A 17,278-nucleotide genomic window follows, 5' to 3' on the forward strand; every position below is an offset into this window, starting at 1 on the left:
CAAGGAGAGGGCATGCGCGATTACAAGTGGCTGCACGAATACTGTCTGAACCGCTTTGGTTCAGCGGCTGAACTGGAAGCCCATCTGCCCGTTCCCAAGACCCCGGCACAACTGCGCAGGATCAGCGACGACCGTTACCTCTCGACCATGGCCCTGCGTGTGTTTCGCGCCGGGCTCAAGCACAGTCTGGTGGACGCCAAGTGGCCGGCCTTCGAAGAAGTGTTCTTCAAGTTCGATCCGGAAAAAGTCGTACTGATGAGTGCCGAACATCTTGAGCGGCTGATGCAGGATGCGCGGATTATTCGTCACCTGGGCAAGCTCAAGAGTGTGCCGCGCAATGCGCAGTTCATTCTGGATGTGGAGAAAGAGAAGGGCAGTTTCGGCGCGTTGATCGCCGACTGGCCGGTGACCGATATCGTCGGCCTGTGGACGTACCTGAAAAAGCACGGCCATCAATTGGGCGGGCTGTCGGCGCCACGGTTTTTGCGCATGGTCGGCAAGGATACGTTTGTACCGAGCTACGACGTGGTCGCTGCACTGAATGCGCAGAAGATCGTCGACAAGGCGCCGACCAGTTTGCGCGATCTGGCGATTGTGCAGAACGTGTTCAACCAGTGGCATGAGGAGAGTGGCGGGCGGCCGATGAGCCAGATTTCGATGATGCTGGCCTACACCGTCAATCATTAAGACCGCGTCGCCCCATTCGCGAGCAGGCTCGCTCCCACAGGGGGAATACATTTCAAATGTGGGAGCGAGCCTGCTCGCGAAGGCGTCATATCAGGCGACGCTGATCTCGCCTTCACCCGCCAACTTGCGATTCAACTGGTACCGCCACCGCACATACAGCAGCGCCGAGCAGAACACCGCCAAACTCGCGAGCATCTCCAGCACACCAAACCAGTGTCGGTTCGGGTCATACGCCGCCAGTGCGCCTTTGATGAAGTACAGATTCACCACAAAACACATCCACGAATGACCGCGGGCACTGCCCATGATCATCGCCGGGGCGAGAACGAGCCACGGGATCAGTTCGACCAGCAGAATCACCCACGGTCGCGCGCCATGCAGGTCGGCGAATATCAGGTAGTAAGCGGCGAGTAATCCGGCGAGGGCAAAAAAGCTCAGCAGGCTGAGCACCCGCATCGCTTTTACCCGCGGCTCAAGCCACTCGACGGAGGGCAGGACTTTCGGCTTCTTCGCCACGTCAGCCCTCCAGTTTCTGTGCAGTCTTGGCCAGACGCAGGCCAAGCGCTCGGCACAGCGCCACTTCGTGCTGATCGAGACCGCTTTTGCCATCCGCCCCGGCGTGATGGCTGGCACCGTAAGGCGTACCGCCGCCCTGGGTTTCCAGCAGCGCCGACTCGCTGTAAGGCAGGCCGGTGATCAGCATGCCGTGGTGCAGCAGCGGCAGCATCATCGATAGCAGGGTGGTTTCCTGGCCGCCATGCAGGCTGGCGGTGGAGGTGAACACCCCGGCCGGTTTGCCGACCAGCGCACCGGTCAGCCACAGGTTGCTGGTGCCGTCGAGGAAGTATTTGAGCGGCGCGGCCATGTTGCCGAAGCGGGTCGGACTGCCCAGCGCCAGACCGGCGCAGTTTTTCAGATCATCGAGAGTGGCGTAGAGCGCGCCTTCGTCCGGGATGTCCGGGGACACCGCTTCGCACTCGGTGGAGATCGCCGGCACGGTGCGCAGACGCGCTTCCATGCCTGCCTGCTCAACGCCGCGAGCGATCTGCCGCGCCATCTCGTTGGTCGAGCCGTTGCGGCTGTAATACAGAACAAGAATGTACGGCGCGCTCACGGCAGCAACTCCAGGATCTGCTCAGGTGGACGGCCAATGACGGCTCTGTCGCCGACTTCAAGAATCGGACGCTCCATCAGCTTGGGATGGGCCGCGATCGCTTCGACCAATTGTTTCTCGGTGAGACTGGCGTCGGCCAGGTTCAGGGTTTTGTATTCATCTTCCCCGGTGCGCAGCAGTTGTCGCGCAGTGATCCCGAGTTTGCCAAGCAGGGCCTTGATTTGCCCGGCATCCAGCGGGGTTTCGAGGTAGCGCACGACGGTCGGGGTCAGGCCGCGGGCTTCAAGCAGTTCCAGTGCGCCGCGGGATTTCGAGCAGCGCGGATTGTGATAAAGCGTCAGATCGGTCATGGCGGGTCGCTTCTGGCGTAAAGTGGCGGCTATTCTAACTGTGCAGCGCTCAATCCAGAACCTTCAGAGGCGATGGGTCGCAGGCGCATTCAAATTTTCACAAGGAACACGACATGACACGGCGATTGGCAGCAGCATTGACGATAATCGGGGCGTTGATGCTGGGGGGCTGCGGCAACGACTATGGCATTGACCAGAACGGTCAGAAGGTTGCGTCCGAGCGCCTCGACAAACAATGGGTGGTGCTCAATTACTGGGCTGAGTGGTGTGGACCGTGCCGGACCGAGATCCCGGAACTCAATCATCTGGCCGATGAGCTCAAGAGCAAGAACGTCGGTGTGTTCGGGGTCAACTTCGACAACGTGCAGGGTGAAGAACTGAAGAGCGCCAGCGAGAAACTGGGCATCAAGTTCACCGTACTGGCGCAGGATCCGGCGGAGCTGTTCGACTTGCCGCGCAGTGAGGCCTTGCCGGTGACGTACATCATCGACAACAAGGGCAAGGTGCGGGAACAGTTGTTGGGCGAGCAGACGGCGGCGGGAGTGATGGCGAAGCTAGAGGCGTTGCAGTCGACCAAGTAGCCCGTTTCCAGTCAGGCTCGTTCCCACGCTCTGCGTGGGAATGATGCCCGGGACGCTCCGCGTCCCTGAGACGCAGAGCGTCACTTGATGCATTCCCACGCTGGAGCGTGGGAACGATCAGCGTGAGGGGCTTAGCCTTCTTCCAGCCACCACCGCAAAGGCTTGCCTTGGGCCGGCCAGAAGCGCATCTGCTCGATCGGCGAGATGTCCCAGCGCTGCACGCCTTCCAACGCTTGCAGGAAGCGTTCTTCCTGCTCCATCAACGCCGGCGCGCACAGCTTGCGAGTCTTGCCGATTTTGCCGAAAGTCAGCTTGTCGCCATCCAGCGTGTACGGCGCGAACCAATGGTTGCAGCCGCCGTTGCCGTAGGCGCGACCATCATCGCCGAGGGTCACGGTCAGATGGCTGTAATCCATCAATGGCCGCTCGCCGATCCACTCCAGAATGTAGCTGCGGTTCTGTTGCAGTTGCACAGGCTCTGCGGCGCAACCCGCCAGGCCAACACCGACCAGAACGGTCAGGGCAAGGCGTTTCATCACGCAGGCTCCTGGCATTTCGGGCACAGGTGCTTGTCGCCAACGGCTTTCCAGCCCAGCTCGGCGATGCGCGCAGTGGCGGCCGGTTTTTCTGCGGTTTTGCCCAGTTTGGTGTCCACGGCAAATTCGAAGCTCAGCTCTTTGGCACAGCTGTCGCAGTTGACCTTCCAGGAGTGAATGGCCAGTTCGCCGAACACTGGACCGGCGGCTACTGCGATCCATTGGCCCGGCGGGTTGATCAGGTGGCGGACGGTTTCGACGGTCAGGCGCATGGACAAGTCCTTGCTGCCTTTGAGGGTGACCAACAGGGCGCCACCGATGCGGATCGAGCCACCGTTGCCGGTGACCTGATAACGGCCCGGAACGAGGGCGCGGCATTCGGTGAGGGTGTGTTGCGGGTTCATCAGGTTGTAGCGGAAATCGTGTTCGACCATGGGTCCTCCAAATATGCGCGACATGCTAGCACGGGCCACGTTGCAGAATGATGTGCGCTTGCGACCTTCGATCCGGTTCAAATCGACCGGCGCACATGGCAAACTGCCGCCCTCGACTCTGAAGGAACGGAACATGGCGCTGATCGAATGTTATGAATGCAAGCGGAGCATCAGCTCCGAAGCCCAAGCGTGTATTCATTGTGGAGCTCCGATGGCGGAGCAGCCGGCCCACGCACAAGCGCAGGCGGCACCGGCTCAGGCGTCGACGATTTCCTTCGGCAGTCTGCCGCGCAACCGGGCTGTGCCCGAGGCGGTTGTCCCTCACGCGCCTGAGCCTTTACCGAAAGTCATGCCGGCCGCAGCGGGGCGTCGGCGTCGGCAACAGGCCGAAACGGTTGCGCCGCAAATCAATGAAGATGGCAGCCGTCCGGTGGAAGGCTGGCTGAAGATCATGGTGTTTCTGCTGCCGATGGTGTTCGTCTGGTTCCTGCTGCGCAGTGGTCACTCGGCGAAGCAGCGTTTGTTCGGCTTCGGCTGGCTGGCGCTATTGATTCTGGCGTCGTCGCTGTCGCCGAAATAAACGTCAACCCTCGACTTGGTTCTGCGGCGACCCCGCCGCCCAGGTCGCGATGTTGTGCAGGGTGGTCGCGGCAATCGCGCCCAGCGCCTCGTGGGTCAGAAAGGCCTGGTGCGCGGTGATGATCACGTTGGGAAAGGTCAGCAAGCGCGCCAGCACGTCGTCCTGCAATGGCAGGTCGGAACGATCCTCGAAAAACAGCTGCGCCTCTTCTTCATACACATCCAGCCCCAGATAGCCGAGCTGACCGTCCTTCAAAGCGTCGATCAGTGCCGGCGTATCGACCAGTCCGCCGCGACCGGTGTTAATGAGCATGGCACCCGCTTGCAGGTGCGCCAGTGAATCGCGGTTGATCAGGTGTTTGCTCTGCGCGTTGAGCGGGCAGTGCAGGCTGATGATTCGCGACTGCGCGAGCAATTCCGGCAGGCTCAGATAACGCGCGCCCAATGCCAGAACGTCGGGATTCGGATACAGGTCGTATGCCAGCAACTCACAGCCGAAACCGTGCATGATTTTCGCGAACGTGGCGCCGATCTGCCCGGTGCCGACGATGCCGACAGTTTTGCCCACCAGATCGAAACCGGTCAGCCCGTGCAGCGTGAAATCGCCTTCACGGGTGCGGTTGTAGGCGCGGTGCAAGCGACGGTTGAGGGCGAGAATCAGCGCGACAGCATGTTCGGCAACGGCATGGGGTGAGTAAGCCGGGACACGCACCACGGCCAGTCCCAGGCGTTTCGCGGCGAGTAGATCGACATGGTTGTAACCGGCCGAACGCAAGGCGATCAATCGCGTGCCGCCGGCGGCCAGACGTTCCAGCACCGCAGCACTGAGGTCGTCATTGATAAAGGCGCAGACCACTTCGTGTTGGTCGGCCAGTGCCGCGGTGTCGAGACTGAGCCGGGCCGATTGAAAGTGCAGTTCGAGACTGGCAGGGCAATCGGCGCCGAGGAAACTGTCTCGGTCGTAGGTCTGGCTACTGAAAACGATCGTACGCATGACATCCTCCTGGAACATGGACTCGGGTGGCATCACCCGAGTCCACTGTAGCCGGATCGGCGTTGGCCGGCATTGCGCTGGGTCAGGCGCTGATCTTCGCCTGCGCGGCGAGGCGGTTGATTGCCCGCTCCAGCTCATCCAGCGCTGTCGACGCTTTCGGATCTTCCTGTTTGAGCAGGGTTTCACTGCGCTGACAGGCCGCACGCAATTGCGGCACGCCGCAGTAACGCGTGGCGCCGTGCAAGCGATGCACACGTTCAATCAGGGCATTCTGGTCGTGGCTGTCGCGGGCGCTGCGAATGGCTTCGCGGTCGGCTTCCAGCGAAGCCAGCAACATCGCCAGCATGTCTGCTGCCAGATCCGCTTTACCGGCAGCCAGACGCAAGCCTTCCTCGTGATCGAGCACCGGCAATTCGTTGCTGCCCGCCGAGCTGTCGCTGACCCGCTCCGGTGCCTGATTGCGCAGGGCCAGGCCGGTCCACTTCAGCACGACTTGCGCCAGTTGCCGCTCGCTGATCGGTTTGGTCAGGTAGTCGTCCATGCCGCTTTGCAGCAGCGCACGTTTTTCGTTGGCCATGGCGTGGGCGGTGAGGGCGACGATCGGCAGCGGCGTGCAATGCCGCTCGCTCTCCCACTGGCGGATGGTTTCGGTGCTCTGGCGGCCGTCCATGCCCGGCATCTGCACATCCATCAGCACCAGATCGAAGGACTCGGTCTGCACAGCTTTCACCGCCGCATATCCGCTTTCCACGGCAAGCACTTTGGCGCCCATGTCTTCGAGCAGGGTCTGCACCAGCAAAAGGTTGGCCGGGTTGTCGTCGACGCACAGCACTTTCGGCGCGCGACTCGACAGGGGTTCGCCGGGTTCGTTGCGTGGTTGGCGCGGGTTGGCCAGATCCGACAGCGCGCGGCGCAGTTTGCGCGTGCAGGCCGGTTTGGCCTGCAACTGGCTGTGGGGATTGGGTACCGACAAATGGAACAGCGTCTGCTCGGTGGTCGGGCACAGCACCAGCACTTTGCAGCCGAGGTGTTCGAGATCCCAGATGTGCTGGTTCAGGCGCTCCGGCAACATGTCGTTGCTGGTGATGCCGATGACCGCCAGATCAATCGCCTGATCGGTCTGGTGCGCGCCAGTGACGCCATTGGTCAGGGTTTCCAGTGTATTGAACGGCGTGACAATGAGGCCACAGTCTTCCAACTGATGCTGCAAGGCCTGACGCGCCAGTTCGTGGTTTTCCAGTACCGCTACCCGACGTCCGAGCAGTGGCGCCGAAGGCAGGTCTTCGGCGTCGTCGCGGGTTTTCGGCAGGCTCAGGCTGATCCAGAATTCCGAGCCTTCGCCCGGTGTGCTGTCGACGCCGATCTCGCCGCCCATCTGTTCGATCAGACGCTTGGAAATCACCAGCCCCAGACCGGTGCCGCCGGGCTGGCGCGACAACGAGTTGTCGGCCTGACTGAAGGCCTGAAACAACGCACGCACGTCCTGATTCGACAGGCCAATGCCGGTGTCCTGAATACTGATGCGCAGTTGCACGCTGTCTTCGTGTTCTTCTTCGAGCATCGCCCGGGCAACGATAGTGCCTTCGCGGGTGAACTTGATCGCGTTGCTGACCAGGTTGGTGAGGATCTGCTTCAACCGCAGCGGGTCACCGACCAGCGACAGCGGCGTATCGCGATAGACCAGACTGACCAGCTCAAGCTGCTTGGCGTGAGCGGCGGGGGCGAGAATGGTCAAGGTGTCTTGCAGCAAGTCGCGCAGGTTGAACGGGATGTGGTCGAGCACCAGTTTGCCGGCTTCGATTTTCGAGAAGTCGAGGATCTCGTTGATGATCCCGAGCAGGCTGTCGGCGGACTTTTCAATGGTGCCGAGATAGTCGAGCTGGCGCGGGGTCAGTTCGCTTTTTTGCAGCAGATGGGTGAAGCCGAGAATGCCATTGAGCGGCGTGCGGATCTCGTGGCTCATGTTGGCGAGGAACTCGGATTTGATCCGGCTCGCCTCCAGCGCCTCTTTACGGGCCAGATCCAGCTCGATGTTCTGGATTTCGATGGTTTCCAGATTCTGGCGCACGTCTTCGGTGGCCTGATCGACGCTGTGCTGCAATTCTTCGCGGGCGTTCTGCAAGGTACCGGCCATGCGGTTGATGCCCGATGCCAGTTCATCCAGCTCCTGACTGCCGAGCGGCGGCAGGCGGGTTTCCAGATGACCGTCCTTGAGTTGCGCGACGGCCTGCTTGATCTGGCCCAGTGGCCTATTGATCGTGCGGCCCATGCGCAACGCGAGCAGCGTGGCACCGGCCAGGCCTGCGGCGATCAGCAACAGGCTTGCGAACAGGCTGCGATAACCGCGCAGCAGCATGCCGTTGTGCGACAGCTCCAGTTCGACCCAGCCGAGCAGGCGCTCGGACTCTTCGGGAATCAGTTCGCCGGCGAGGTTGCGATGCTTGCCGAAGACCGGCATCAGATAACGGGTCGCGTCATTGCCGCTGCGCCGTTGCAGGTGCGCGCTGTCACCGCTTGGCGCCTGATTGAGCATGGTCGGGCCGGCGTGGGCCAGCGGCGTGCGATCCGGCGCAAGGAAAGTCACCGCGCGCATGTCCGGTTGTTCGAGGGACTGGGTGGCAATGCGCTCAAGCAGTTCGCTGTTGCCATGGCCCATGGCGGGCGCCACCAGCGGCGCCAGTTGCTCGGCGATCATCTCGCCGCGCTGCATCAATTGGCTCTGCAAGTCGGCCTGCTGCGTCCAGGTGAAATAACCACCCAGCACCAGCGCCATCAGGCTGGTCGGCAACAAGGTCAGCAACAACACGCGACCTTTGATTCCCAGTTTCTTGAGCACGCCTATCTCCTGCATCCCGCTGATCTGTTGACTCATGCGTGCATCCGGCACGCGACATGGGCGCAGTGTAGCGATTTGCTCGCAGGCAATCTCCGGAAAAATGGTGACGTTGTCGGTCCTTGTGCAGACGCGCGTTCGTCCAGACGCTCAACCATGAGTTGCCCGATGCTTGGCAATCTTGAATAATCGCGCTCAACTGAGAATGACTTGCAGATACTCATGACTCCTGTTTCCGTTGGCCAGCCACGCATACTTTCCATTGAGGACGATCCGATCCTCGGTGCCTATGTTCACGAACATCTGGGCCGCAGCGGCTTTCAGGTGACCTGGTGCCAGAACGGTCAGGAAGGCTTGAGCATCGCCAAACGCCAGCCGTTCGACGTGGTGTTGATGGATATTCTGCTGCCGGGCCTGGACGGTCTGAACGTACTGACGCAATTGCGGCAGAGCCATTCGACGCCGGTGCTACTGATGTCGGCGCTCGGTGCCGAGGCGGATCGCATCAGCGGTTTTCGTTTGGGCGCCGACGATTATTTGCCCAAGCCGTTCAGCATGGCCGAGCTGCATGTGCGCATCGAAGCGATCCTGCGCCGGGTGGCACTCGACCGCCGCCCGGCTGCCATCGCCGTGCCAGTGGCGACAGGCACACTGCATTTCGACGATGAGCAATGCGATGTGTTTTTCCGTGAGCAAGCGGCCGGCCTGACCCGCAGCGAATACCGTCTGCTGGAAACACTCAATCGCAACGATGAAGAAATGCTGAGCAAGGCCTTCCTTTATCAGCACGTCCTGCAACGCGGTTATGCGGCCCATGATCGCAGTCTCGACATGCACATCAGCCAGATCCGCCGCAAACTCAAGGCCATTGGTTACACCGAGCGCGAGGTGCGCACGGTGTGGGGCAAGGGTTACGTGCTGAGTGGCGCTGATGAAAGTGTCTGAATTGCCCGGGCGCCATTCGCTATTCTGGAAACTCGCCTGTCTGCTGGTGGCGTTCTGTCTGCTGATGATCTGGCTGAGCTGGTCGTGGGGCCGGTATATGGAGGAGCGCAACCAGTTCCTCTCCGATGAAGCTCGCGGCACGCTCACACGTTATGCTGCTGAAGCCGAGCGGGCGTGGCAGCGCGGTCAGCGTGACGGCGTCGATAGCTGGTTACAGAGCATGGAATTGCGCGAGGCCGCTTGGGTCGGTGTGATTGGCGGTAATTTGCAGTCGCTGAGCAATGAGCCGCTGAACGAGCAGGAAGTCCAGCGCCTGACTTTTTTGCGTGGGCTCGATTGGCCGATTCACAAACAAGGTCGGCCGTGGCTGCGTATACCCTTTCCCAAGGATTCGTCCGCCGGCAGTCTGGTGATCGAATTGCCCGAGCGCTTCTTGCCGGGCAAGTATCGAGTGTTCTGGCGGGTGATTACCAACGGCGTGATTCCCGGTCTATTCACCCTGTTGCTGTGCGTCGGCCTGTATCGTTTGTTGGTGGTTCCGCTGAACAACCTGCGTGAGCAGGCCAACGCCTGGCGCGCCGATCAACTGAATGTGCGCTTGTCGAGTGGCATCACTCAGCGACCGGACGAACTCGGTGAACTGGCCCGGGCGTTCGACTCGATGTCCGAACGCCTGCAAAGCACCGTCGCGCTGCAGCAGCAATTGTTGCGCGACCTCTCCCATGAACTGCGCACGCCACTGAGCCGATTGCGCGTGGCCAGTGAAAGTGAGCAGGGGCTTGTGCAATTGCGCGAGCGCATCGGTCGCGAGGTCGACGGCATGCAACGGTTGGTCGAGGACACCCTGCAACTGGCCTGGCTCGACACCGACCGCTCGCCACTCCCCGATGAAGCAATCCAGATTCAGGCGTTGTGGGAAATGCTGACTGACAACGCCTGCTATGAAAGTGGCTGGCCGAGTCTGCAATTGCAATGTTCGGTAGAGGCTTCGTGCTGGGTGCGCGGCAATCTCAATACGCTGGCGCAGGCGCTGGAGAACATTTTGCGCAATGCCATTCGTCATTCGCCGGAGGGCGGGATCGTGCGGCTGGATGGACGGCGGGAGGGCGATTACTGGCACCTGTGGCTGGAAGATCAGGGCGGCGGGGTGGCTGACGGGGATCTTGAGCGGATCTTTTCGCCATTCACTCGACTGGACGGCTCGCGGCCGGGGGATGGCGGGTTCGGGTTGGGGTTGAGCATTGCCAGGAATGCGGTGCAGCGCCAGGGCGGGATGTTGTGGGCGGACAACAGCGGGGCGGGGTTGCGGCTCAATTTGCGACTGCTTGCTGATGACAGCGCTGTCAGTCCCGACACCATCGCTGGCAAGCCAGCTCCCACAGTGAATGTGTTTCACCCGCAGATTGTGTGAGCAGACAAGACAGTGTCAGCAACACTGGTCAATATGGGAGCTGGCTTGCCAGCGATGAGGCCAGTCGCATCGTCTCAACTCAAAAGTCGCACCACTGGCGCGACTTTTAATTGCTTATTCCCATAAACCATAAGCACCGCACTTTGCGTGATATGGCCTGCGCGGGTTTGCCGGTATGATAGGCGCCCCCGCACGTCTGGATTGCGAATACGCCATGACCCTGCAGTACCCAACCATCGCCGATTGCGTCGGCAACACTCCGCTGGTGCGTTTGCAGCGCCTGCCCGGTGCCACCAGCAACACCCTATTGCTCAAGCTCGAAGGGAATAACCCGGCGGGTTCGGTCAAGGACCGTCCGGCGCTGTCGATGATCACCCGTGCCGAGTTGCGCGGGCAGATCCACGCTGGCGACACCTTGATCGAAGCGACCTCGGGCAACACCGGGATCGCCCTGGCGATGGCTGCCGCGATCAAGGGTTACAAGATGATCCTGATCATGCCGGACAACTCCAGCGCAGAGCGCAAGGCGGCAATGACCGCTTACGGTGCCGAGCTGATTCTGGTCAGTCAGGAAGAGGGCATGGAAGGCGCTCGCGATCTCGCCCAACGGATGGAAGCCGAAGGCCGTGGCAAGGTGCTCGATCAGTTCGCCAATGGCGACAACCCTGAAGCGCATTACACCAGCACTGGCCCGGAAATCTGGCGCCAGACCCAGGGCACCATCACCCATTTCGTCAGCTCCATGGGCACCACCGGCACCATCATGGGCGTTTCGCGCTACTTGAAAGAGCAGAGCGACACCGTGCAGATCGTCGGTCTGCAACCGATGGAAGGCTCGGCCATTCCTGGCATTCGCCGCTGGCCGCAGGAATACCTGCCGAAGATTTATCAGGCCGACCGCGTCGACCGCATCGTCGACATGGCACAAAGCGAAGCCGAGGACGTCACCCGGCGTCTGGCTCGCGAAGAAGGCATCTTCTGCGGCGTGTCCTCGGGCGGTGCGGTGGCAGCGATGCTGCGCCTGTCCAAAGAAGTTGAAAACGCGGTGATCGTCGCGATCATCTGCGACCGTGGCGACCGTTATCTGTCGACCGGCATTTTCGACGCGCCCAACTGATGGCCAAGCACGAGAGAGGCCTGCGCTTCCAGCCCACCGGCGGCAGCAAGGCCCCGCAAATCCCGACCGGCAAAAAGCAGCGCTTGAGCATTGAGCGACTGGCCAATGACGGTCGCGGCATTGCGTTTTTCGAAGGCCGCACCTGGTTCGTCCTCGGCGCCCTGGCCGGTGAAGAGATCGAGGCACGGGTGCTCGGCACCCATGGCAAAGTTGTCGAAGCGCGCACCGAGCGCGTATTCACCGCCAGCGAACTGCGCCGTCCGGCGCCGTGTCAGCATGCCGGCCGTTGCGGCGGCTGCAGCGTCCAGCATTTGCCCCACAGCGAACAGCTTGCCCTGAAACAGCGCATGCTTGCCGAGCAATTATCGAAGGTCGCCGGTGTCGAACCGCAAGAGTGGGCAGCCCCGTTGACCGGCCCCGAGTTCGGCTATCGCCGTCGTGCCCGCATCGCTGTGCGCTGGGACATGAAAGCCAAGACGCTCGAAGTCGGTTTCCGCGCCGCCGGCAGTCAGGACATTGTCGCGATCAGTGAGTGCCCGGTGCTGGTACAGCCCTTGCGGCCGATCATGACCCGTTTGCCGGAGATGCTTCGCCGTTTGAGCAAGCCTCAGGCGTTGGGCCATGTGGAATTGTTCAGCGGTTCATCGCTGGCAGTGTTGCTGCGGCACATGGCGCCGCTGTCCGAGGCGGATCTGACGATTCTCAAAGACTTCTGCCAGTTCCATGAAGCGCAACTGTGGCTGCATGGTGAAGGTGAGCCGCAACCGGTCGACGCCGCGCAGTCGCTGGGCTATCGCCTGGAACAGTGGGATCTGGATCTGGCTTACCGGCCGGGGGATTTCATTCAGGTCAACGCTGGCGTCAACGAAGCAATGGTCGCGCAGGCGCTGGACTGGCTGAAACCGACCCGCGACGAGCGTGTGCTGGACCTGTTCTGCGGTCTTGGCAACTTCGCTTTGCCGCTGGCCAAAACCGCACGCGAAGTGGTGGCAGTGGAGGGCGTGCAGACCATGGTCGAGCGCGCCGCTGCGAACGCCGCTAGTAACAATTTGCATAACACAAAGTTTTTTCAAGCCGATTTATCCCAGCCTCTGGCCGATGCCGAGTGGATCGCAAACGGCTTTTCTGCGGTACTCTTGGACCCACCGCGTGACGGTGCTTTCGAGGTGGTGCGCAAGCTCGCGACCCTGGGTGCCAAGCGGCTGGTTTACGTGTCGTGCAACCCGGCAACGCTGGCGCGCGATACGGTCGAATTGATAAAGCAGGGCTACCGGTTAAAACGTGCCGGGATTCTCGATATGTTTCCACAGACGGCACATGTCGAGGCCATGGCGTTATTTGAAGCGAGCCAGGATGGCTCGTCTGAATCCGTCTGATCTGTCCGTGCCGCGCTCGCAATAGCCCCGCGAGCGCAAACGGGCGTTGAAGATCAGCGATTTGACGCATTGAATCTGCGTCGTAGGGAAGGTAAAGCAAGATGGTACAGGTGAGAGCACACCAGCCGATCAACACTGACGGCAGTATCAATCTCGAGGCTTGGCTCGATCACGCGGTCAGTGTCGATCTGGCACTGGATCGCGAAGCCTTGAAAGAAGCCTGCGAGTTTGCTCGCGAGGCCGAACAACAGTCCAATGCCAAGAAGAATCTGTGGTCCGAAGGCTCCGGCAGTTTCAGCGCCGGCCTGGAAATCGCCGAGATTCTCGCCGACCTCAAGCTCGATCAGGATTCGCTGGTCGCGGCGGTCCTGTATCGCGGCGTACGCGAAGGCCAGATCGAGCTGGCGGCAATCAGCCAGCGCTTTGGCCCGGTGGTTGCCAAGCTGATTGACGGCGTGCAGCGCATGGCCGCCATCAGCGCCAGTCTCAGTCCGCGTCAGTCGATGGTCATGGGCACGCAAGGGCAGGTGGAAAACCTGCGCAAGATGCTCGTGGCGATGGTCGATGACGTCCGCGTCGCGCTGATCAAGCTGGCCGAACGCACCTGCGCCATTCGTGCGGTGAAAACCGCCGACGACGAAAAACGTAACCGTGTCGCCCGGGAAGTCTTCGACATCTATGCGCCGCTCGCGCACCGGCTCGGCATCGGTCATATCAAATGGGAACTGGAGGACTTGTCCTTCCGGTACCTCGAGCCTGATCAATACAAACAGATCGCCAAGCTGCTCCACGAGCGACGGCTGGATCGTGAGCGTTTCATCGCCGATGTGATGACCCAGCTCAAGGATGAATTGCAGGCTACCGGCGTCGACGCGGATATCAGCGGTCGGGCCAAACACATCTATTCGATCTGGCGCAAAATGCAGCGCAAAGGTCTGGAATTCAGCCAGATCTACGACGTTCGCGCCGTGCGTGTGCTGGTGCCGGAAATGCGCGACTGCTACACCGCGCTCGGCATCGTCCACACCCTGTGGCGGCACATTCCGAAAGAGTTCGACGACTACATCGCCAACCCCAAAGAGAACGGCTATCGCTCGCTGCACACCGCCGTGATCGGCCCGGAAGGCAAAGTGCTGGAAGTGCAGATTCGCACCCATTCCATGCACGAAGAAGCTGAACTCGGGGTTTGCGCGCACTGGCGCTACAAAGGCACCGACGTCAAATCCGGCTCCAATCATTACGAAGAGAAAATCTCCTGGCTGCGTCAGGTGCTCGAGTGGCATGAAGAGCTGGGCGATATCGGTGGTCTGGCCGAACAGTTGCGGGTCGATATCGAGCCGGATCGGGTTTACATCTTCACTCCCGACGGTCACGCCATCGACTTGCCCAAAGGCGCAACCCCGCTGGACTTCGCCTATCGCGTGCACACCGAAATCGGTCACAACTGCCGTGGCGCGAAGATCAACGGGCGCATCGTGCCGCTCAACTACAGCCTGCAGACCGGTGAGCAGGTCGAGATCATCACCAGCAAACATGGCACGCCAAGCCGTGACTGGCTGAACTCGAACCTGGGTTACGTCACCACGTCGCGGGCGCGGGCTAAGATCGTTCACTGGTTCAAGTTGCAGGCCCGTGACCAGAACGTTGCCGCCGGTAAAACCCTGATCGAGCGCGAACTGACGCGTCTCGGTCTGCCAGCGGTGGATTTCGACAAGTTGGCGGACAAGGCCAACATGAAAACCGCCGAAGACATGTTTGCCGCACTCGGTGCCGGCGATCTGCGTCTGGCGCAACTGGTCAACCTCGCGCAGCAACTGGTCGAGCCGGAACGCGGCAACGAACAGTTGGAACTGATCCCGCGCAAAGCCACCGGTTACAAACCGGGCAAGCGTGGCGACATCCAGATCCAGGGCGTCGGCAACCTGATGACGCAAATGGCGGGCTGCTGCCAGCCGCTGCCGGGCGATGCGATTGTCGGTTACATCACTCAGGGGCGTGGCGTGAGCATTCACCGTCAGGATTGCGCCTCGGTGCTGCAACTGGGCGGGCGCGAGCCGGAGCGGATCATTCAGGTCAGCTGGGGCCCGGTGCCGGTGCTCACCTATCCGGTGGATATCGTTATCCGCGCCTACGACCGTTCCGGTCTGCTGCGTGACGTCTCGCAGGTGCTGCTCAACGAGCGGATCAACGTACTGGCGGTCAACACCCGCTCGAACAAGGAAGACAACACCGCGCTGATGTCCCTGACCATCGAGATCCCGGGTCTGGATGCGCTGGGGCGGCTGCTGGGGCGGATTTCCCAGTTGCCGAACATCATCGAAACGCGGCGTAACCGCACCCCTTGAAGATTGATCGTTGATCGTTCCCATGCTCCGCGTGGGAACGATCAAGATCGCAAAGGGTTGAGTGAGATTTTTATGTACAGCCTCGAAGACCTGCTCCACCTGATGAGCCGCCTGCGCGATCCTCAGTACGGTTGCCCGTGGGACATCAGACAAACCTACGCGACCATCGTCCCGCACACTCTCGAAGAAGCCTACGAAGTGGCCGATGCCATCGAACGCGGCGACTTCGATCACTTGCAGGGCGAGTTGGGAGATCTGCTGTTTCAGGTCGTCTATTACAGCCAGTTGGCTCGGGAAGAAGGGCGCTTCGAATTCGCCGGGGTGATCGACAGCATCACCCGCAAGCTGATTCGCCGTCATCCCCACGTTTTCCCTACCGGCGATCTGTATGCGCCGCTGGACGTGCCGCGTTTGACCGAAGAGCAGGTCAAGCACCGTTGGGAGGAAATCAAGGCCGAAGAACGTGCCGAGAAATCCGCCGCACCCGAGCAACTGTCACTGCTCGACGACGTGCCTGTCACGTTGCCCGCATTGTCACGCTCGGCCAAATTGCAGAAGCGTGCAGGGCAGGTCGGTTTCGACTGGCCGGATGCCTTGCCGGTGCTCGACAAAGTGCGCGAAGAGCTCGACGAAGTGCTCGAAGCCATGTCTGAAAACGATCCCGTCGCGGTGGCTGACGAGATCGGCGATCTGCTGTTTTCCGTGGTCAATCTGGCCCGGCATTTGAAAGTCGACCCGGAAACCGCACTGCGTGGCGCCAACGGCAAGTTCGAAAGACGCTTCCGATTTATCGAACAGGCATTGCGCGACACCCACCGTCCCATAGAAGATTGCACCCTCGAAGAGTTGGACGCCCTGTGGGGTGAAGCCAAACGTCAGGAAAAGAATTTGCCTAGCTGCGGCTGAGCAACTGCCCAAGTGAGTAAGCACCATGAGTATTTCCCTTCGCGATCAGTTGCTCAAAGCAGGCCTGGTCAACCAAAAGCAGGCCAAACAGGTCAGCAAGGACAAGCAGAAACAGCAGCGTCTGGCCCACAAAGGTCAGATCGAGCTGGATGACTCGCAGCAGCGCGCCGCCCAGGAAGCCATGGCCGAGAAGGTCAAGCGCGACCAGGAGCTCAACCGTCAGCAGAAAGAGAAAGCCGAGGCCAAGGCCCGTGCCGCGCAGGTCAAGCAGTTGATCGAAGTCTCGCGTCTGCCGAAGTTGACCACCGAGGATTACTACAACTTCGTCGACGACAAGAAGGTCAAGCGTATCTCGGTCAACACGCTGATGCGCAACAAGCTCAGCAGTGGTTCGCTGGCGATCGTCCATCATGCCGGCGGCTACGAGGTTATCCCGCGTGAGGCGGCCCTGAAGATCCAGGAGCGCGACCCGCAACGCATCGTGCAGCTCAACGTGCAGACCGAAGAAGTCAGCACCGAGGACGATCCGTACGCGGCCTACCAGATCCCTGACGATCTGATGTGGTAAATCCATAAGCTGTTACAACGACAAACCCCGCTCATGGCGGGGTTTGTCGTTTTCAATGCTGTGGTTGCTTCAGGCGGAGCATAAATCCCGTTGCTGTTCTTGCAGTTCCAGTTCGGCCTTATAGTTGTGGGCGTCGTTCTCGTTATGGAACATCCCGACCAGCAGGTCTTGTTGATGCACGTCCCAGATCCGGATACCGGCGGCTACGCCTTCATGGGACATGTGTGAATCGTCGCGTTCAGTTACTTTTACAGTCATCTGCTAGCTCCAAATCTCAAGTTATCTGCAGCAAGGCGTGTGCAGGACTCTGTTATAGAATTTGTTAGGAGGCTAAGTAAACGGCTGATTCGCGCAAGGTGTTGTTGCGTTTTTTGCAACAGTGCTGGAGCCCGCTAAATCCGCGACATTCGGTCGCAGGGCGGTAAGTTGCATGACAGAAGTTTCATTTTCAGCCTCACACAATCCCATGTAGGAGCTGCCGAAGGCTGCGATCTTTTGATCT

At 60.6% G+C, this 17,278-nt stretch carries 18 protein-coding genes; 10 read left to right on the forward strand and 8 right to left on the reverse strand.

The window, feature by feature from the left end; translation table 11 throughout:
* Positions 1-12: 12 nt before the first annotated feature.
* Entirely contained in the window at positions 13-687 is a 675-nt protein-coding gene (locus IAI51_RS24980; protein ID WP_187680902.1) for a DNA-3-methyladenine glycosylase I, read from the forward strand.
* Between the two features lie 90 nt (positions 688-777).
* Here IAI51_RS24980 and IAI51_RS24985 read toward each other — a convergent pair whose 3' ends face one another.
* Genes IAI51_RS24985 through arsC form a run of 3 tightly spaced genes read right to left on the reverse strand, consistent with a single transcriptional unit; the run spans position 778 to position 2,151 of the window.
* The gene (locus tag IAI51_RS24985) at positions 778-1,203 is read right to left on the reverse strand and encodes a DUF2069 domain-containing protein (RefSeq protein ID WP_187680903.1); all 426 of its coding nucleotides are present in this window, start codon (positions 1,201-1,203) and stop codon (positions 778-780) included.
* 1 nt (position 1,204) lies between these two features.
* Positions 1,205-1,801, reverse strand: a complete 597-nt coding sequence (gene wrbA / locus IAI51_RS24990) for an NAD(P)H:quinone oxidoreductase (protein WP_187680904.1) — start codon at positions 1,799-1,801, stop codon at positions 1,205-1,207.
* Complete coding sequence (arsC, locus tag IAI51_RS24995) at positions 1,798-2,151, reverse strand: arsenate reductase (glutaredoxin) (protein ID WP_187680905.1); 354 nt, start codon at positions 2,149-2,151, stop codon at positions 1,798-1,800. The genes wrbA and arsC overlap by 4 nt, the downstream gene beginning before the upstream one ends.
* A 113-nt stretch (positions 2,152-2,264) precedes the next feature.
* Here arsC and IAI51_RS25000 point away from each other — a divergent pair, with 113 nt between their 5' ends.
* A complete protein-coding gene (locus IAI51_RS25000) occupies positions 2,265-2,732 on the forward strand; it encodes a TlpA disulfide reductase family protein (RefSeq protein ID WP_187680906.1) in 468 nt (155 codons plus the stop codon).
* Between the two features lie 131 nt (positions 2,733-2,863).
* On the opposite strand, the gene IAI51_RS25005 is transcribed toward IAI51_RS25000, so the two are convergent.
* Together IAI51_RS25005 and IAI51_RS25010 are read right to left on the reverse strand one after the other, a co-directional pair.
* Entirely contained in the window at positions 2,864-3,268 is a 405-nt protein-coding gene (locus IAI51_RS25005) for an META domain-containing protein (RefSeq protein ID WP_187680907.1), read from the reverse strand.
* Positions 3,268-3,702 (reverse strand): hypothetical protein, encoded by a 435-nt coding sequence (locus IAI51_RS25010; protein ID WP_187680908.1) that lies wholly within the window; start codon positions 3,700-3,702, stop codon positions 3,268-3,270. The genes IAI51_RS25005 and IAI51_RS25010 overlap by 1 nt, the downstream gene beginning before the upstream one ends.
* Positions 3,703-3,835: 133 nt before the next feature.
* On the opposite strand from IAI51_RS25010, the gene IAI51_RS25015 reads away from it, so the two are divergent.
* Positions 3,836-4,282: a hypothetical protein gene (locus IAI51_RS25015; RefSeq protein ID WP_187680909.1), complete on the forward strand. Its 447-nt coding sequence runs from the start codon at positions 3,836-3,838 to the stop codon at positions 4,280-4,282.
* Positions 4,283-4,285: 3 nt separating this feature from the next.
* Here the strand turns inward: IAI51_RS25015 and IAI51_RS25020 are convergent, their stop codons facing one another.
* Both IAI51_RS25020 and IAI51_RS25025 read right to left on the reverse strand, forming a co-directional pair.
* On the reverse strand, positions 4,286-5,275 hold the full coding sequence (locus IAI51_RS25020; RefSeq protein WP_187680910.1) for a 2-hydroxyacid dehydrogenase: 990 nt from the start codon (positions 5,273-5,275) through the stop codon (positions 4,286-4,288).
* Positions 5,276-5,357: 82 nt separating this feature from the next.
* The gene (locus IAI51_RS25025) at positions 5,358-8,111 is read right to left on the reverse strand and encodes a response regulator (RefSeq protein WP_187680917.1); all 2,754 of its coding nucleotides are present in this window, start codon (positions 8,109-8,111) and stop codon (positions 5,358-5,360) included.
* A 219-nt stretch (positions 8,112-8,330) separates the two neighbouring features.
* On the opposite strand from IAI51_RS25025, the gene IAI51_RS25030 reads away from it, so the two are divergent.
* The 7 genes from IAI51_RS25030 (at position 8,331) to IAI51_RS25060 (ending at position 16,776) form a co-directional block, all read left to right on the forward strand.
* On the forward strand, positions 8,331-9,053 hold the full coding sequence (locus IAI51_RS25030) for a response regulator transcription factor (RefSeq protein ID WP_187680911.1): 723 nt from the start codon (positions 8,331-8,333) through the stop codon (positions 9,051-9,053).
* Positions 9,040-10,464 carry a sensor histidine kinase gene (locus tag IAI51_RS25035; protein WP_187680912.1) on the forward strand — a complete coding sequence of 475 codons (1,425 nt, stop codon included), beginning with the start codon at positions 9,040-9,042 and terminating at the stop codon, positions 10,462-10,464. Before IAI51_RS25030 ends, IAI51_RS25035 begins: the two co-directional genes overlap by 14 nt.
* A gap of 214 nt (positions 10,465-10,678) precedes the next feature.
* A complete protein-coding gene (gene cysM / locus IAI51_RS25040; RefSeq protein WP_187680918.1) occupies positions 10,679-11,581 on the forward strand; it encodes a cysteine synthase CysM in 903 nt (300 codons plus the stop codon).
* Positions 11,581-12,957 carry a 23S rRNA (uracil(1939)-C(5))-methyltransferase RlmD gene (gene rlmD / locus IAI51_RS25045; protein ID WP_187680913.1) on the forward strand — a complete coding sequence of 459 codons (1,377 nt, stop codon included), beginning with the start codon at positions 11,581-11,583 and terminating at the stop codon, positions 12,955-12,957. Before cysM ends, rlmD begins: the two co-directional genes overlap by 1 nt.
* A 101-nt stretch (positions 12,958-13,058) precedes the next feature.
* A complete protein-coding gene (gene relA / locus IAI51_RS25050) occupies positions 13,059-15,302 on the forward strand; it encodes a GTP diphosphokinase (protein ID WP_187680914.1) in 2,244 nt (747 codons plus the stop codon).
* Positions 15,303-15,374: 72 nt separating this feature from the next.
* Positions 15,375-16,208: a nucleoside triphosphate pyrophosphohydrolase gene (gene mazG, locus IAI51_RS25055; protein ID WP_187680915.1), complete on the forward strand. Its 834-nt coding sequence runs from the start codon at positions 15,375-15,377 to the stop codon at positions 16,206-16,208.
* Between the two features lie 25 nt (positions 16,209-16,233).
* Positions 16,234-16,776, forward strand: a complete 543-nt coding sequence (locus IAI51_RS25060; RefSeq protein WP_016987455.1) for a DUF2058 domain-containing protein — start codon at positions 16,234-16,236, stop codon at positions 16,774-16,776.
* Positions 16,777-16,845: 69 nt separating this feature from the next.
* On the opposite strand, the gene IAI51_RS25065 is transcribed toward IAI51_RS25060, so the two are convergent.
* A complete protein-coding gene (locus IAI51_RS25065) occupies positions 16,846-17,034 on the reverse strand; it encodes a hypothetical protein (RefSeq protein WP_187680916.1) in 189 nt (62 codons plus the stop codon).
* Between the last annotated feature and the right edge of the window lie 244 nt (positions 17,035-17,278).

It is taken from the genome of Pseudomonas sp. N40(2020) (assembly GCF_014472415.1).
Classification (GTDB): domain Bacteria; phylum Pseudomonadota; class Gammaproteobacteria; order Pseudomonadales; family Pseudomonadaceae; genus Aquipseudomonas.

Coding starts and splice junctions, on each gene's coding strand:
- mazG (WP_187680915.1), top strand. CDS start 15,375: ATGTACAGCCTCGAAGACCTGCTCCACCTGATGAGCCGCCTGCGCGAT.
- IAI51_RS25065 (WP_187680916.1), bottom strand. CDS start 17,034: ATGACTGTAAAAGTAACTGAACGCGACGATTCACACATGTCCCATGAA.
- IAI51_RS25005 (WP_187680907.1), bottom strand. CDS start 3,268: ATGAAACGCCTTGCCCTGACCGTTCTGGTCGGTGTTGGCCTGGCGGGT.
- IAI51_RS25030 (WP_187680911.1), top strand. CDS start 8,331: ATGACTCCTGTTTCCGTTGGCCAGCCACGCATACTTTCCATTGAGGAC.
- IAI51_RS25010 (WP_187680908.1), bottom strand. CDS start 3,702: ATGGTCGAACACGATTTCCGCTACAACCTGATGAACCCGCAACACACC.
- IAI51_RS25000 (WP_187680906.1), top strand. CDS start 2,265: ATGACACGGCGATTGGCAGCAGCATTGACGATAATCGGGGCGTTGATG.
- arsC (WP_187680905.1), bottom strand. CDS start 2,151: ATGACCGATCTGACGCTTTATCACAATCCGCGCTGCTCGAAATCCCGC.
- IAI51_RS25015 (WP_187680909.1), top strand. CDS start 3,836: ATGGCGCTGATCGAATGTTATGAATGCAAGCGGAGCATCAGCTCCGAA.
- relA (WP_187680914.1), top strand. CDS start 13,059: ATGGTACAGGTGAGAGCACACCAGCCGATCAACACTGACGGCAGTATC.
- IAI51_RS24980 (WP_187680902.1), top strand. CDS start 13: ATGCGCGATTACAAGTGGCTGCACGAATACTGTCTGAACCGCTTTGGT.
- rlmD (WP_187680913.1), top strand. CDS start 11,581: ATGGCCAAGCACGAGAGAGGCCTGCGCTTCCAGCCCACCGGCGGCAGC.
- IAI51_RS25060 (WP_016987455.1), top strand. CDS start 16,234: ATGAGTATTTCCCTTCGCGATCAGTTGCTCAAAGCAGGCCTGGTCAAC.
- cysM (WP_187680918.1), top strand. CDS start 10,679: ATGACCCTGCAGTACCCAACCATCGCCGATTGCGTCGGCAACACTCCG.
- IAI51_RS25020 (WP_187680910.1), bottom strand. CDS start 5,275: ATGCGTACGATCGTTTTCAGTAGCCAGACCTACGACCGAGACAGTTTC.
- IAI51_RS25035 (WP_187680912.1), top strand. CDS start 9,040: ATGAAAGTGTCTGAATTGCCCGGGCGCCATTCGCTATTCTGGAAACTC.